This is a genomic window from Paraburkholderia sp. BR10923 (assembly GCF_040948765.1).
Lineage (GTDB): Bacteria > Pseudomonadota > Gammaproteobacteria > Burkholderiales > Burkholderiaceae > Paraburkholderia > Paraburkholderia youngii.
Map to the genome: position 1 here is coordinate 26,302 of NZ_JBFPKO010000012.1, position 14,971 is coordinate 41,272.

At 58.2% G+C, this 14,971-nt stretch carries 17 protein-coding genes and 2 pseudogenes; 10 read left to right on the plus strand and 9 right to left on the minus strand.

All coding sequences use genetic code 11. The annotated features are described in order from the left end of the window. Positions 1 to 25: 25 nt before the first annotated feature. On the minus strand, positions 26 to 472 hold the full coding sequence (locus AB3X94_RS22270; protein WP_368612736.1) for an Ohr family peroxiredoxin: 447 nt from the start codon (positions 470 to 472) through the stop codon (positions 26 to 28). 35 nt (positions 473 to 507) lie between these two features. Next, positions 508 to 840 carry a hypothetical protein gene (locus AB3X94_RS22275; RefSeq protein ID WP_368612737.1) on the minus strand — a complete coding sequence of 111 codons (333 nt, stop codon included), beginning with the start codon at positions 838 to 840 and terminating at the stop codon, positions 508 to 510. 124 nt (positions 841 to 964) lie between these two features. Here AB3X94_RS22275 and AB3X94_RS22280 point away from each other — a divergent pair, with 124 nt between their 5' ends. From AB3X94_RS22280 to AB3X94_RS22295, 4 genes are all read left to right on the plus strand, one after another. Then, positions 965 to 1,588, plus strand: a complete 624-nt coding sequence (locus AB3X94_RS22280; RefSeq protein WP_368612738.1) for an isochorismatase family cysteine hydrolase — start codon at positions 965 to 967, stop codon at positions 1,586 to 1,588. Positions 1,589 to 1,603: 15 nt separating this feature from the next. Further along, positions 1,604 to 3,181, plus strand: a complete 1,578-nt coding sequence (locus AB3X94_RS22285) for an aldehyde dehydrogenase (NADP(+)) (RefSeq protein ID WP_368612739.1) — start codon at positions 1,604 to 1,606, stop codon at positions 3,179 to 3,181. Between the two features lie 145 nt (positions 3,182 to 3,326). Further along, the gene (locus AB3X94_RS22290) at positions 3,327 to 3,833 is read left to right on the plus strand and encodes a winged helix-turn-helix transcriptional regulator (protein WP_368612740.1); all 507 of its coding nucleotides are present in this window, start codon (positions 3,327 to 3,329) and stop codon (positions 3,831 to 3,833) included. Positions 3,834 to 4,225: 392 nt separating this feature from the next. Further along, positions 4,226 to 4,933, plus strand: coding sequence for a hypothetical protein (locus AB3X94_RS22295; RefSeq protein ID WP_368612741.1), 708 nt, complete (start codon positions 4,226 to 4,228; stop codon positions 4,931 to 4,933). A gap of 377 nt (positions 4,934 to 5,310) precedes the next feature. On the opposite strand, the gene AB3X94_RS22300 is transcribed toward AB3X94_RS22295, so the two are convergent. From AB3X94_RS22300 to AB3X94_RS22320, 5 genes are all read right to left on the minus strand, one after another. Then, positions 5,311 to 5,769, minus strand: a complete 459-nt coding sequence (locus tag AB3X94_RS22300) for a MarR family winged helix-turn-helix transcriptional regulator (protein ID WP_368612742.1) — start codon at positions 5,767 to 5,769, stop codon at positions 5,311 to 5,313. 197 nt (positions 5,770 to 5,966) lie between these two features. Continuing rightward, positions 5,967 to 6,359: a VOC family protein gene (locus tag AB3X94_RS22305; protein ID WP_368612743.1), complete on the minus strand. Its 393-nt coding sequence runs from the start codon at positions 6,357 to 6,359 to the stop codon at positions 5,967 to 5,969. Positions 6,360 to 6,463: 104 nt separating this feature from the next. Then, positions 6,464 to 6,736, minus strand: coding sequence for a hypothetical protein (locus tag AB3X94_RS22310; RefSeq protein WP_176107861.1), 273 nt, complete (start codon positions 6,734 to 6,736; stop codon positions 6,464 to 6,466). A 65-nt stretch (positions 6,737 to 6,801) separates the two neighbouring features. Continuing rightward, positions 6,802 to 7,248: an Ohr family peroxiredoxin gene (locus tag AB3X94_RS22315; RefSeq protein ID WP_176107860.1), complete on the minus strand. Its 447-nt coding sequence runs from the start codon at positions 7,246 to 7,248 to the stop codon at positions 6,802 to 6,804. Positions 7,249 to 7,319: 71 nt separating this feature from the next. Further along, complete coding sequence (locus AB3X94_RS22320) at positions 7,320 to 7,766, minus strand: Ohr family peroxiredoxin (RefSeq protein ID WP_368612744.1); 447 nt, start codon at positions 7,764 to 7,766, stop codon at positions 7,320 to 7,322. 681 nt (positions 7,767 to 8,447) lie between these two features. On the opposite strand from AB3X94_RS22320, the gene AB3X94_RS22325 reads away from it, so the two are divergent. The 6 genes and pseudogenes from AB3X94_RS22325 (at position 8,448) to AB3X94_RS22350 (ending at position 13,086) form a co-directional block, all read left to right on the plus strand. Next, a complete protein-coding gene (locus AB3X94_RS22325; protein WP_368612745.1) occupies positions 8,448 to 9,152 on the plus strand; it encodes an SDR family oxidoreductase in 705 nt (234 codons plus the stop codon). Between the two features lie 174 nt (positions 9,153 to 9,326). After that, positions 9,327 to 10,265: pseudogene (locus tag AB3X94_RS22330) on the plus strand (alkene reductase); the annotation flags it as partial. Positions 10,266 to 10,688: 423 nt separating this feature from the next. Beyond that, on the plus strand, positions 10,689 to 11,072 hold the full coding sequence (locus tag AB3X94_RS22335) for a BON domain-containing protein (protein ID WP_368612820.1): 384 nt from the start codon (positions 10,689 to 10,691) through the stop codon (positions 11,070 to 11,072). 113 nt (positions 11,073 to 11,185) lie between these two features. Beyond that, positions 11,186 to 11,686 (plus strand): peptide-methionine (S)-S-oxide reductase MsrA, encoded by a 501-nt coding sequence (msrA, locus tag AB3X94_RS22340; protein WP_368612746.1) that lies wholly within the window; start codon positions 11,186 to 11,188, stop codon positions 11,684 to 11,686. Positions 11,687 to 12,079: 393 nt separating this feature from the next. Then, positions 12,080 to 12,433, plus strand: a pseudogene (locus AB3X94_RS22345) (MarR family winged helix-turn-helix transcriptional regulator); the annotation flags it as partial. Positions 12,434 to 12,693: 260 nt separating this feature from the next. Then, entirely contained in the window at positions 12,694 to 13,086 is a 393-nt protein-coding gene (locus AB3X94_RS22350; protein ID WP_368612747.1) for a VOC family protein, read from the plus strand. A gap of 269 nt (positions 13,087 to 13,355) precedes the next feature. On the opposite strand, the gene AB3X94_RS22355 is transcribed toward AB3X94_RS22350, so the two are convergent. Continuing rightward, positions 13,356 to 13,808 carry a MarR family winged helix-turn-helix transcriptional regulator gene (locus AB3X94_RS22355; RefSeq protein WP_176379888.1) on the minus strand — a complete coding sequence of 151 codons (453 nt, stop codon included), beginning with the start codon at positions 13,806 to 13,808 and terminating at the stop codon, positions 13,356 to 13,358. A gap of 557 nt (positions 13,809 to 14,365) precedes the next feature. Then, a complete protein-coding gene (locus AB3X94_RS22360; protein ID WP_368612748.1) occupies positions 14,366 to 14,881 on the minus strand; it encodes an antitoxin Xre/MbcA/ParS toxin-binding domain-containing protein in 516 nt (171 codons plus the stop codon). Positions 14,882 to 14,971: the final 90 nt, after the last annotated feature.

Sequence of the window (14,971 nt, forward strand, 5' to 3'; positions counted from 1 at the left end):
GATGTAATCGTATGCGATTTACTTATCAAGCCGTGACGACGTTCAGGCCAACCTCGATGTTACCGTGCACGGCCTTCGAGTACGGGCAGATCTGATGGGCGCGGTTCGCAAGTGCCTCGACGACTTCCGCTGCCAGACCCGGCGCGCGGATGGTGAACTGGGCGCCGAGACTAAACCCGTTACCGACCGTGCCGATACTGACCTGGATGTCCACGGAATAGTCGGACGGCAGCGCGACCTTCCTCATCGAGGCCGCAATCTCGAACGCGCTGATGTAACAGGCCGACCACGCGCCCGCAAACATCTGCTCGGCTCGCGGATGCAGTTCGGTGGCGATGAAATCGCGGCTTTCGCCGTTGGGCGCCGACAGCTTGAGGTCGAGCACGCCGTGCTCACCGCGCTGGGCATCGGGGTCGTGATTGACCGTGGCGTGGGAGTTGCCTGAGAAGAGGACTTGGTCGATCTTGATCATGATGGGTTCCTGTTTGGTTAAAGGTGTCAAGCACCTTAGATCGCATGCGATGTAATCGCTTGCGTCGAATAATGGAGAAAGACGAGCCCGATGTCAATCGAAAAAGATTTAATCGCATACGCCTCGTCGATAGCATGAATGTGGATCCGCTGCTGGCCAGCCCGATGCCGCCTGTCTAGTGCGGCTTCGTACGGGCCGCGCGCTATCTTGTCCGCCACCGGAGAGCAGGTCAATTCTGGCGCGTCGCCGGGGTCAATGACGCGCCCACCCGGCACGCTCTGCGGTTCGCTGGACAGCGTACCGAAGAAGTGCCAGCTTCCGGTGAATCGTCCGAAAAGCCGTGTCTCTCTTGACGATATGATTATCATAGTTATATCCTTCGGTCACTGTCTTCGATGCGTTAGGCGCCGTGAATCGTCCAACAAAAGCAACCCGGCGCCGACTGTGCAACGCGAATGCTAAGTTCGCACACTGACCTAATGGAGTATTGAAATGTCCAACCCTGCATACGACGCGGACCGCACCGGACTGTTGCTGGTCGATCCGTACAACGATTTTCTCTCCGATGGCGGCAAGCTCTTTCCGATGCTTCGCGATATCGCCGCGGAAGTCCGTCTGCTCGACAATCTCCGCGCCGCGGTCAATACCGCACGAAAAGCAGGCGTTCAGGTCGTCTATGTCCCGCATCGCCGCTGGCAGCCCGGCGACTACAACAACTGGGATCATCCGAACCCGACTCAACGCCTCGTGCAGAAGCGTCAAACGTTCGCCAGGGGCACGTGGGGTGGAGATTGGCATCCCGACTTTGTGCCGCAGGAAGGCGACATCATCGTTCATGAACATTGGGGCCAAAGCGGCTTCGCTAACACCGACCTCGACTTCCAGCTCAAACAGCAAGGCATCACGCACGTAATCGTCGTCGGACTGCTGGCGAATACGTGCATCGAGTCCACAAGCCGCTTCGCTATGGAACTGGGTTATCACGTCACGCTCGTGCGAGACGCTACAGCCGCTTTCACCAGGGAAATGATGCGTGCCGCACACGAACTGAACGGCCCCACATTTGCGCATGAAATCCTGACGACTGCACAGCTGGTTGCTGCACTTCCCGCCTGAGCGAAAGGAACTCTCATGAAACTCACCGGTAATCTACTAATTGGTGCGCAGGAAGTCGCGGGGACGTCCGGCAGCATGAAGGCACTTAATCCGACATTGAATGTCGAGATTGAACCGACCTTCGCATTCGGCGGAATTGAAGAGGTTGATTGCGCATCACAACTCGCCGACGAGGCGTTCGATAGCTACAGTCACACCAGCCTTATCGATCGCGCCGAATTCCTTGAGCGAATTGCCGACGGCCTCGACGTCATCACGCCGGAACTCGCGCGACGCGCGTCGCTCGAAACCGGCTTGCCGGTCGCGCAACTCGAAGGAGAGGCCGCGAAGTCTGCACTCCAGTTTCGTCAGTTCTCGACCGTCGTCCGTCAGGGGCGCTTCCGCCAGGCGACGATCGACCGTGCTCAACCGGAACGTCAGCCGCGCGCACGAATGGACCATCGGATGCAAAAAATCGGACTCGGCCCGGTCGCGATTTTTGGTGCGAGCAATTTCCCGATTTCCTATTCGGTCGCGGGCGGGGACACTGCGTCGGCGCTGGCTGCCGGCTGCACTGTCATCGTGAAGGCCCACAACGGGCACCCAGGCGCGTCTGAAATGATGGGTCGGGTGATCCAGCAAGCCGTGAAGGATTCGGGCTTCCATGAAGGCGTCTTTTCTCTGATCCGCGGCGGCGGGAACGAAATCGGCGAGGCGCTGGTCGACCATCCGCTCATCAAGGGAGTTACCTTCACAGGGTCGGAAGGCGGTGGAATGGCACTGTTCCGGCGCGCCCAGCAGCGTCCAGACCCAATACCGGTCTTTACCGAAATGACGAGTGTGAATCCGACTTTCGTAATGCCAGCTGCGCTCGCTGCCCGGGGTGGCGTCATTGGCGATGGTTTCGCCGAACGCATGCTCGTTACCGTCGGTCAGGCATGCCTGAAGCCTGCCATCCTGCTCGCCATTGACGGTCCGGGTTACCTTGAACTGAAGGCGGCGACGATCTCCCGCGTCGAAGCAATGCAGGCGCGCACGATGTTAACACCAGGCATTTTCACGGCTTATCGGAAGAACGTCGAACGCCAGGGCAACGCCGGGGCGAGGCAAATCGCAGCGGGCGGAGAACCACAGGGTGCGTGGGACGGTCAATCGATTCTCTTCGAAATCGACGGCGCCCGGATGCTGGAGAATCCGGCTTTGTCGGAAGAGGTTTTCGGACCCGCTGCACTACTGGTGCGGGTGAGGGACCTCGAGCAACTGACCGCCATCGCCAAGCAGTTTCGGGGCCAGCTCTCGGCAACGATGCACATCGATCCCGCTGATCACACACTCGCCGCCCGCCTGCTGCCCCTTCTCGAACGTCGTACGGGACGGATCGTCGTCAATGCGTTTGCGCATCCACAAGAGGTGTCATATGCGTCGATCCACGGTGGCCCCTTCCCGGCAACTTCGGATAGCCGCTTTACCTCTGTCGGCATGACTGCGATCGAGCGCTTCCTGCGGCCTGTCTGCTACCAGGGATTTCCGGATGACCTGCTACCGGAAGCTTTGCGGCATAGCAACCCCTGCGGCATCTGGCGTCTGACTGACGGCGAGTTCTCCAGGGCCTGAACGGCCGCCAGCTTGAAAGTAGCGTGGCAGCAGCGCGTAATCCGCACAGACTGCGAAGTCACGAGTTCGCGGCGTACGCACGCGCGGCGAACCCGTGATATTATAGATATGATTATCATACTTATACTCATTTATGAGGTCTTGCATGCCTGCGTTGTCCAAGAGTAGCGATACGCTGTGCCCGGTCGCGCGGTCTCAGGATGTCATCGGCGACCGCTGGACTGTCTTGATCTTGCGCGAGCTGTTCATGGGCAACCGAAGGTTCGACGGCCTGTTGGCGCAGTCGCAGGCAACACCGCAGATGCTCTCGTCCCGCCTCAAACGACTTGAAGCAAACGGCATGATCGAGCGCAAGCGTTACATGAAAAAGCCCACTCGCTACGAATACGCGCTCACGGAGATGGGTCGGGCGTTCTATCCGGTCATCCTTGCGCTCCGCGAATGGGGGGAGACATGGCACAAGTCCCCGAACGAGGACGTCGCAGTCCTCTATACGCACCTAACCTGTGGCCACGATGCCGGGATTGGCACAGTCTGCCAGGCCTGTGGTGAACCATTGCGACGGGAAGATCTAAAGGCTGAATTTAGCCCTTCCTACGCGCAGGAGCGCGCGGCGCGACAGGACCCAGTGAAGACCACTAAGTCCGCGTGATTCATACGCACCGCTAGGTCGACGCAATAAGAGAGGACTCGGACGAAGCCATAGCTGTGGCAGCTGTAGCGCAGCGGGGCCCTCCAGCGGCACCGAAAGTCGACCAAACAGGCTCACCACGCTTTGGAACTGAACATTTCTTTGTCGTTGTGTGTCGTATACGACTTGATCGTACACGATACACAACGACATTGATGGGTTCGACGCGACAGAACACTTTCCCAGGAGTCTGCGCCACGAAAACAGACCGGATCATCGCACTGCCCGTCGCATTCCCCTAGTCTGCCACGCGTTTCTCCGCTCGTAGCAGCGGTGTGACGAACTAACGCTGTTCACGGGCGAACGCAGCATTGAAGTTGTTCCACAACGGATCTAACAAGGAAAAGGGACCATTGATGATTGCACATCAACTCAACAGCAAGGACTACAAAGACCTCCGTATTCAGCTATTGCTGGATTCGGGACAAGTACCACGGATCAGCGTACAGCGCGAGTCGCTCGCACAACCGTACACGCAGCACACGGAGACTCCATCGTCGCCCCCTGGGAATCCGCTGGTGCAAGCGATCGTTCAGGCGTTTTCTCAACTGGGACTCACTCTCCCATTTGGCCAAACCGGTACGCCTGCATCCGGAGGGCCCCAAGGCATTGGCTCCGCGTCGCATGCGGGGTCGCTATCGGGTGCACGTATTGATGCGATATTCGAGCAGTTTATCGGCCAGATCCTTCAGGTCGCCCCGGGCCTTCAATACGGCACCGCATCCGCCGCCGCGTCAAAGGGCAACTCTGGTAATCAGGGTAACAGCGCGTCTGCAACGGCTTATTCGAATCCCCTCGCTGAAGGGCTTGAATCGCTTGCGCGGGCCGTTGGTGCGGAAAGGAGCCAGACCGGAGAAGACAGCGAAAACAGTGAGACGGGTTCGACGACGTCATTGAACGGCGTTGTATCGAAGCTGCAGCAGGATTTCAACACCCTGTTTGGCTCATCTGGCACAAACAACGGTACATCGCTGCAGACGTTTCTACAAACGTTCGCCGCCAACGTCGCAGAATTGTCGGCCTCTAGATCCGGCGGCACTTTCGTGCAGACATCTGCCTGAGCCCGGCGATGCAGCATTGCAAGCCGACCGTGACGAAGTCGTATAGCGGCTGGCGCCACGCATGAGTCACCGCACCATTCCCATCAACCGGGAATCTGCGGCAATACAAAACATGAAATGAGACGTACGTCTCCCGATATACGGACCGATGGCGTATTCGGCACGCGACGGTCGACTACGCCATGGCGCCCAGATGTCGGCCGTCCCATCGTCGCGCCCGCACGGCTGCTCCCAACGTGTCTCTTCGCAGAAGTCCAATTAGCTTCGGACGCTTTTCTCTGAAAGTAGCTCGCCTGGTCGGATCACTTTGCATGCAGAGCCAACGCGCCGGTTGAATGTCCGTCGAAGGATGCCGCCGCAATACCGCCGGTAAGCGTTTATTCGCCGTCCTGGACTGACTTGATAAGGTTGCTTCGCAACGTCACGACCGCCGTTTGAACTTTTGCGAACTCATCTGGCGCGAGGCCCGTCTCGACAAGGTCCATCTTCAGCGCTTTTTCGCGCAGTCGCCGGCCAGTCTTTGTGAGACTGATCCGCACCTGGCGTTCATCACCGGGATCGCGTTGCCTTTCCAGATAGCCCATCGCCTCGAGCTTCTTCAGCATCGGAGTAAGCGTGTTGGATTCGAGAAAGAGCTTCGCGCCCAGACCGCTGACCGTCTGGTTGTCTTCCTCCCACAGCGCAATGATCGCTATGAATTGCGGGTAGGTAAGTCCGAGTTCCTCGAGGATGGGCTTGTACGCCTTGCCAAAAGCCAGGTTCGCGGAGTAGACCGCAAAGCACAGGTAGTCGGAAAGCATCAGGTTTTCGGGTGCCAGTTGATCCCTGGATTTCATGTGTATCCTCCTTGGCAGGAGCCTGACGTATCACAAAATATATATCGCATGCGATTGTATCGCAACATACCATGCGCCGCATCCCTGCCGTAGGGAGTACAACTCCTCGTTATTTGCTGGGCCGCCTGTCGCACATCCTGGAGGTTGCGCGGCGCCGTCCCGCCCTGCGGCGATTGTCTCCGCTTCCCGAGCACGCCTCATACCGGCATCCGGTACACGGCGCAGAGCTTGTTGCCGTCCGGATCGCGCATATAGGCGAGGTAGAGGCGACCGACCCTGGACTCACGCACGCCGGGCGGCGCCTCAACTGATTCTCCATCGTTGGCAACACCGGCGGCATGCCATCGGTCGACCTGTTCGATCGACTGGCAGTTAAATCCCACGGTCCCACCATTCGCGCTGGTCGCCGGTTGGCCATTGAGCGGCTGGGTGATAAAGAAAAAACCCGTATCTGCGGGGTAGACATAACGCCGACGCAGTTCGTTGTCGTCGTTAAGACCGCCGCCATAGTGGAGAACACTCAGCACGCTATCGTAAAACCGCTTTGCTTTTTCCAGGTCGTTGGTGCCGACCGTTACATGACTGAACATTGCTTGCTTCAATTCCGGTGAATAGGTTATGGACCGCCCGATGCTGTGGCCGGCGCGCAGGAATAACGAAGATGCGCGACGGCTCAGCGATCGGAATGCACGATTTAGTGATGCGACAGGAAGTTATCGCGCGGCGTTGCCGCGACCTGGCTCCCCGCTTGTGATACACCGGAAACTACGCCGCCGTACGAATTCTCGGTGCTGGCTGCGTCCTCGCGTTCCGCGGCGACGGTTCGCAGGCTCTGACCGCTTTGAGATGCCGGCGCGCCGACTGAGGGCTTGTAGAAAGGAGCCGGTCCATAGCCGCTGGCGAACGCGGGTGCGGTGACGGACGCGGAAACTGCGACGAGCAGTGCAACGATTAGCTTGGTCTTCATGATGAGATTCCGTAAAGGTGTTCAGTGGAGGGCACGTGTCCCAAAGAAGCGCGTGCCCAGGCGGATTACGCCGCGACGATGTTCGTGCTGACTTCGATGTTGCCGCGCACAGCCTTCGAGTACGGGCAGATCTGATGGGCCAGGTGCGCGATCTTCTCGACGACTTCTTTTTCCACACCCGGCACGCTGATGTTGAACTCGGCGCCGAGGAACCAAGCGGCACCGGTCTGGCCGATGTTCACCTTGATGTCCACGGAATAGTCAGCCGGCAGCGTGACCTTCTTCGACTGGGCAGCCATTCCGAACACGGTGGTGTAACAGGCCGACCAGGCACCAGCAAACAGCTGCTCGGCGCGCGGGTGCGGCTCCGTGCCGATGTACTCGACGTCTTCGATGAAAGGCGCGGTCAGCTTCAGGTCGTAGGCGCCGAACTCGCCGCGATGGGTGTTGGGGTCACGGTTAACCGTGGCGTGGGAGTTGCCTGCAGCGAGGACTTGTTCGATCTTTTCCATGATGGATTCCTGTGTATAAGGTAATAAGACTTTTCTAGACGTGTACGATTTGATCGTTTGCGATATATTGGTCACGCAGCGACGACGTTCAGACCGACTTCGATGTTGCCGTGAACGGCCTTCGAGTACGGGCAGATTTCATGGGCGCGCTTCGCGATTGCCTCGATAACTTCGGTTGCCAGACCCGGTGCACGGATGGTGAACTCGGCGCCAAGACAGAATCCGTTACCGACCGTTCCGATACTGACCTTGATGTCCACGGAATAGTCGGTCGGCAGCGTGACCTTCTTCAGCGAAGCAGCAATTTCGAACGCGCTGATGTAGCAAGCCGACCAGGCACCAGAGAACAGCTGTTCGGCGCGCGGGTGCAGTTCGGTGGCGATGAAGTCGCGGCCTTCGCCGTTAAGTGCCGAAAGCTTGAGGTCGAGCACGCCGTGCTCACCACGCTGGACATCGGGGTCGTGGTTGACCGTGGCGTTGGAGTTGCCTGAGAAGAGGACTTGATCGATCTTGGTCATGATGGGTTCCTGTGTAAGTAAGGGGGTAAGCTTTTAGATCGCATGCGATGTAATCGCTTGCGTCGAATAATGGAGAAAGACGCGGCCGATGTCAATCGCAAATTTTTTAATCGAATTCGCTTGTTCGATAGCTTGAGTACCGATCCCCCTGTTGGCCAGTAGGGTGGCGCCGAATGTTTCAATGTGTAAGCAAACAACCACCGCTTGGCCGACCTGGGCGCCGGCGAATGATGTGCATTGCGGCGCCTGTCAAGAGTAGGTGTGCAGCCGTCTAACCGGTGCCCCTGTCAGGCGCCGACGGCGCGCAGCACGTTACGAACGAGGCAACCACTGTTACGGGGATGCCAGGACGATTGCGCCGCCTATCGGGCACGTTCGCGATGAGGTGAACTGCATTGCCACGGCACTTGCCGGCTCCACAGGAAATCGTCCGGGAAACTCACGGCGCACTTGACGATATGATTTTCATAGTTATATCCTTCGCCATCGTCGTCAGCGGTGCGTGAAAGGTCACAAATCGTCCGACGAAAGCAAGCCGGCGCCGGCTGCGCGCCGTGATTAGCTGCTGCGCGGGAAGTCACGGCGCAACGTTTCGGTAAGCGAATGCAGCCTTGTTTACAACAGATCCCACGCGCACGGCGAGCCGACGCGCATGCGATTCAACATGCGAAAGGAATGACTATGAAGATCGAAGATGCTGTCGTTTTTGTAACGGGCGCGAACCGCGGGCTTGGCCTCGAGTTCGCAAAACAGGCGCTAGAAAGAGGCGCGTGGAAGGTATATGCAGCTGCACGCGATCCGGGCAGCGTGACGTTACCGGGAGTCATTCCCGTCAAGCTCGACGTGACCGATCCGGCAGCCGTAGCCGCGGCCGCGGACGCAGCGCGAGATGTCACTTTACTCATCAACAACGCGGGTATCGCGCGACTCGGGAGCCTGACCGACGACAGCGCAATCGAGGCGCTGCGCGATCACTTCGAGACCAATGTGGTCGGGATGCTCGCGACGTCGCGAGCGTTTGCAGGGAACCTTGCCGCCAACGGCGGTGGCGCAATTCTGAACGTGCTATCGGTCGCGAGCTGGGTGAACCGGCCAATTCTTTCTGCCTACGGCGTGTCGAAGTCGGCCGCGTGGGCGTTGACTAACGGCCTGCGCCAATCGCTGCGGGAACAGCGCACGCAGGTTGTCGGGCTGCATGCTGGCTTTATCGATACGGATCTGGTGCGCGGACTGGAAGTTCCGAAAGCAACCCCGGCCGACGTCGTGCGCCAGGCGTACGAAGCTATCGAGGCCGGCGCGGAGGAAGTGTCGACAGACGCCGTCAGTCGGCAAATAAAGGCCGGGCTGTCTGAGGGCATCTACTTGAAAGACGCGGCGCAACGCTAACGCCGAAACGGTCCCGTGGCGTGACGCCCGGGACCCTCACGTCTAGGTTTCGTCGATGCGCGTCAACACCTTTCGTGAACAGATGCTGGCAGGAAAGTCGGACCTTTTTCAGCTCGCGCATCGCGCTGGTTTCATCGTCGCGGACGATATGTCGGTCAGGAAAAGCAAACTGTCATGCCGACTCTTTTTGATCCTCTCCAGGTTGGCGACCTCACGTTGCCTAATCGCATCATCATGGCCCGGCTAACCCGCGAGCCCGCTGGTGATGAATGCGTGCTTAACTCACTGATGGCTAAGTATTACGCTGAGCGCGCGTCTGCCGGACTGATCATCATGGAAGCCACGTCCGTCACGCCGCAAGGTGTCGGCTACGCCGGGACGCCGGGCATCTGGTCGCAGGAAGAGGTCCCACGGTGGAAGCTCGTTACCGAAGCCGTCCACGCCGCTGGCGGCAGGATGTTTCTGCAACTTTGGCATGTCTGTCGGGATCCAATCTTCCTGAACGGTGATCTGGCGGTTGCGCCAAGCGCAATCGCACCACGTGCGGGCGCCAGGAATGCCAAGGCCGCGGGTTTGATAGCATCGAAGTGCACAGTGCGAACGGCTGTCTGCTCGACCAGTTCCTGCAGGACGCACAACCCATCGTACGGACGCGTATGGCGGTTCAATCGAAAATCGCGCCCGCCTCCTTCTCGAAGTAACCGACGCCTGCATCGACGTATGGGGCGGTAACCGTGTTGGCGTGTACCTCGCGCCGCGAGGCGACGTGGGTATGATGGGTGATTCCGACCCAGCGGCTGCATTCGGCTAAGGTCGGTCACGAGCTCGGCAAGCGCAGGATCGCGTTCATCGCCGCCCGGGAATTGCTCGGCGAGAACCCTCTTGGTCCAAAACTGAAAGCCGCAGTCGGCGGACCGTACATGGCGAACGAGAAGTTAATGCGGGCATCGGCTCAGCAGGCGCTCGAAGCGGATGCCATCGCGTGGGGCAGCTCTTTATAGCTAAGCCCACCCGCCGCGTCGCTTCAATCTCGACGCTTTGTTGAACCCGCCCAATCCAAACACTTACTACGCCGAAGCGGAAACCCGTTACACGGACTACCCGGCGCTGCAAATGTCCAATTCATCGCTCGGCGTTGACACCGGAGCTACTCGTCTGCTCCGTCATGAGGTAGAAGTCGCCCTATCCAAACCGCGTCACTTTGAGGTCGTTGCTACGGCGACAGATAGACGATCACGGTCGCTGCTTTTGCGGCCGCTGGTGCTTAGGTTCGCTAAGATTATATGGTTCGACCCGTGACCAATTGACCCACTGACAAGTTCACGCGGCATGTGAAACGGGGCCGTCCTCGAGGCCTCTCCAAGAGGGCCACGCTTTCACCAGCTTCGCACAAATCGTATGCGATTAGATAGCATGGTATTGACATTGGCGACTCTTTGTCGCATCCTTACACGCACGCGACTACATCGCATACGAACTATAAACCCGGCCCGGAATGACTGGGCCATGTACCGAGGAGATCTTGTCGTGAATGTCATGCTCATCCACACAACGAATACCAAATTGCGAGTCACTCGCGCCGTCAAATCCGCTGTCACTGCTTTCGCGTTGACGCTTGGCCTTGGTGCACATGCGCAAGACGCAACGTCACCACCGGCTCAGACAAATGCTGCGGTGCCGACGTCACCCAAAACTGCAAAGGCCGCAAACCGCGCGCTCGCGAAGAAGGTTCGTCATGTGCTCTCGCGCACCAAGGGATTGAGTCCCGCGAATATCTACGTCAACGCCGTCGACGGCATGGTCACGTTAACCGGCAGTTGCATCAGCGACGATCAGATCACCCTTGCTGGCAATGCGGCCGGGAAAGTAGAGGGCGTGAGCTCTGTGAACAACCGGCTTGGCATCAGAACGCCTCGGTAATTGCTTTGCCACTGTCATGTCAGGCAGTTTGCATTCCGCCTGACGATCATGAGTCAAGCAGAACTTCGATTGGATGCCAGCCAGGCATCCATTGACTATGAAAAAGGAATGAAATGACGACGGAAACCGAAACTGCCATTTTGGCTGGTGGGTGCTTCTGGGGAATGGAAGCGCTATTGCGTCGCTTTCCCGGCGTAATCTCAACGCGCGTAGGCTACACCGGTGGCTCCACGCCTAACGCCACCTACCTCGATCATGGCACACACGCAGAAGCCGTTGAGGTCGTATTCGACAAGCGAACGATAAGTTATCGCCAGCTCCTGGCGTTCTTCTTCCAGATACATGATTCGACGACTGTTGACCGACAAGGCAATGATATCGGACCTAGTTACCGGTCAGCAATCTTCTACCTCAGCGAAGAGCAAAAAGCGGTAGCCGGTGACACGGTGGCCGAAATCGATGCGTCCGACCTCTGGCCTGGTAGGGTTGTCACCGAGATTGCGCCAGCGCGGGAATTCTGGGAAGCGGAGCCGGAGCATCAAGGATATCTGGAACGCAATCCCGACGGATACACCTGCCATTTCGTTCGGCAGGAATGGAAGGTAGATAGGTGAGCCGAGCCGTGAGCCGAGCCGGACCGCCAACATGGCTGCAAATGCTTACGTATCGGGTTGCAAGATCCACGCGCCACAAGGCATCCAACTCGCCAAGACGTTGCTGATATTACTCGAGACTACAACGACTAGCTTTGATTCCCAATGGTGCCACGATCCCGGTTGCCGTATGAACTCCATCAGACTCCGCGGAGTTCGGCGGAACGAGAGTGTCCCGAATTGCTCCACTTCAACAAGCTCGACAGAGCCAGCCGTCCTGTCGCCTGGCGCTACGTCGTGTTTTATCTGCTCCACAGCAGCCTGGAGGCGCATGCAGGTAGCAGTCGTTCGTGATCCCGAGTTTTCCACGTCACCATACGAGAGTCTCATTGGATTCCTACGTTTTTCAAGATGATGCAGACGAGTTCTAAAGACCACCCGTTCGTGGCATCCGTAAAGCTTTCTGAATCGCTCTGTTTCGCGATCTACTCAGCAAACCTTGCCTTCGTCAAAGCCTATCGTCCGATCCTCGACGAACTGGGGCTCACCTATCCGCAATACGTCACAATCATTGCGCTCTGGGAGCGTTCACCTCAGGCCGTCGGCGAGCTAGGAGCGAAGCTGATTTTAAAGAACAACGCGCTAACGCCAATATTAGAACGGCTGCAACTCATGGGCTATCTGGATAGACAGCGCGATCCAAAGAATAAACGTCGCGTATTGATCAGCCTCACAGAAAACGGTCGGCAGCTTCGCGAGAAAGCACTGAGCGCCGATCCCGCCAGGAAGATGGGGCTGGGGCTTGGCGAGGTTCTGCATATACAGGAGGTGATTTCGAAGCTGCGGACCAACCTTGAGCGCCCTCGACAACTGACGTCAGGCATGAGGGACGGAATCTCTTCGCGCTTTCCACATATGTCGCGTCAGACTAAACACGGCGCGGCTGACAACTGCTCAATATCAGCAAAAGCCAGTCCGCGGCAGGCACACTCAGATCTAGTCACCATTCGAACAGGAGATTGCCAGTAATGTTCAGTCACATTGCGGTAGGTACGAACGACCTCGAAAAGGCCAAGCGATTTTACGATGCCGTACTGGGCGCACTCGGCCATGACGAAGGTATCAACGACGACAACGTCCACCGTCGTCGCTACGTGTATCGCAACCACACGGGAATGTTCATCATTACCGAGCCGCTCGATCGGCGACCGGCCACGTACGCCAACGGCGGAACGGTCGGCTTCGAGTGCTCGTCGGCCGCGCAGGTGGATCTCTGGCACGCGGCTGGTCTTGCTAACCACGGTACGTCGATTGAAGCGCCCCCGGGTGTGCGCGAAGCACCTGGTGGCCAGCTGTATCTCGCTTACCTACGCGATCCGGATGGCAACAAAATATGCGGGTTGTACCGCATTCCAAGTTAGCGCCGCTTCCTGAGCCAGTCGCCACGGGCCGGGATCAGCTCAAACTCTCTTCCGAGGGCCACGCAGACTTCGGGCGGCGCGTCGTCGAAAGTTTGCGCTCAACCAGCGCTGGACGACACATGACACGCCGAGTTCGCCCGTTAGCTGAGCGCACCCCGACTGATGGACAAGTAAGAGCGAGAACTGATGTTGTCCCTCGCGCCAAAGGTGATATCGTTCTGAGGGAAAAATGATCCGTGTCGGCTACACTGCTTCCAGAGAAAAGCGCGTCAGAGTGAGCTGATCAAATTACCTCGCAACGTCACGATCGCCTTCTGCAATTTCTGGAATTCGTCCGGGCTGAGTCCAGTTGCATCGGTAAGGTCTGCGATTTTCAGACCCTTCTCGCGCAACCGCCGGCCGCTTTTCGTCAAGCTGACGCGAACCTGGCGCTCATCCGCGGGATCACGCTTGCGCTCGACGTAGCCCATCACTTCGAGCTTCTTCAGCAGTGGTGTAAGCGTGTTCGACTCCAGGAACAACTTCTCTCCCAACCCGCTCACTGTCTGGTTGTCTTGCTCCCAGAGCGCTATGATTGCAATGAACTGAGGATACGTGAGGCCAAGTACATCGAGGACGGGCTTGTAAGCCTTGCCGAACGCCAGATTCGTGGAGTACACAGCAAAGCAAAGATAGTCCGCAAGCGGCACGGGCGCCGATTCTGGCAGTTCAGTAGGTTTCATTTATATCCTCTTCGAACGATGGTCGATGACTCGCTGTTGCGATATATCGCTTGCGATTATATCGCAACATGGCCTAAAGATTTGATTCGCCTCTCACGGAAGTCGCATGGCTACCATTACGCTGCAGCCAGAGTAGCCGCGCGAAAATAGAATCGCTGCCTAACGTGTGCGAAGGAAGGAGCGGCCACGAAGGCCGAATGTGCGATGAGCACTGCTGTGAACCGGATCTCGATGATCGAATGGGATGGGTTTAATGACGTCCCAGGCTGGTCCCGGAAAAGCGGATCGGGTAAGCGAAACGTCGGCTTGGATGTTGCCGGGCACGCGCAAGCGAACGACCGATGGACCCCGAAGAACGGTCGTCAAGGTGCCGTGCCATAGATGACCGAAACGGGTGCATCCGCCATCCACCGTTCTCCCCGGGATGCCTCGCATTCGGGCGAGGAGCGCTAGTGCCTGATCCGGGTGTTAGAGCTTGTCGGCATCGCCATACGGTACGCTCGAAGCGCTCGACGGCCAGCTGTGGGCATCGCCCATCAACGCTATGGGCAACGGCGTCAAGAATAGACTCCGTGGTCGATGCGCGTCAGGAACGACTTGACGAGTTTGGTGCCTTCGGAGGTTTGAAGCAGGTTTAGCGGCTTTCGGCCATCGAGTCCGGTCGCCGCCGTGGCAAGCCACCGCTCGGCTGCATCTTTCGAGCCAAAAACGTCGATTGCCTGCTCGGTCACGACTACGAGCCGGATGAGCCGGTCACTCGCGTTACTGTCGAGCGCCAAGTCAGAACGCTTGCCACGCTGCAGCGTTCGCTCGCTCACCCCGATGGTCTGGAGCACCTCGTTCCGACTGACGATCTCATAAGTGGCCGTGGCGTCGCGCGCCAGAGCGACCGGAAGCCCCTGGACCACGAGGTCGTGTGTCCGCATTGAGGTTATGTCCGCGAGCTTGGAGATGGCGTCATCGATCGCTTCTTCAGGCCGCAGGTCGGCATGCGCCGCTATCCTCAACTTGATAGCGCTAAGCAGGCCAGCGAACGGGCTGTGTGGCTCCTTCGCCGCTCGGGGTTGGTTCATTTCAGGCTCCGACTCGCCTCGTGTCAATAACCATACGTCAGATGCCACGCACCCGCAGATCCCGCTTTGAGGCATCATCTGCTCCGGCCG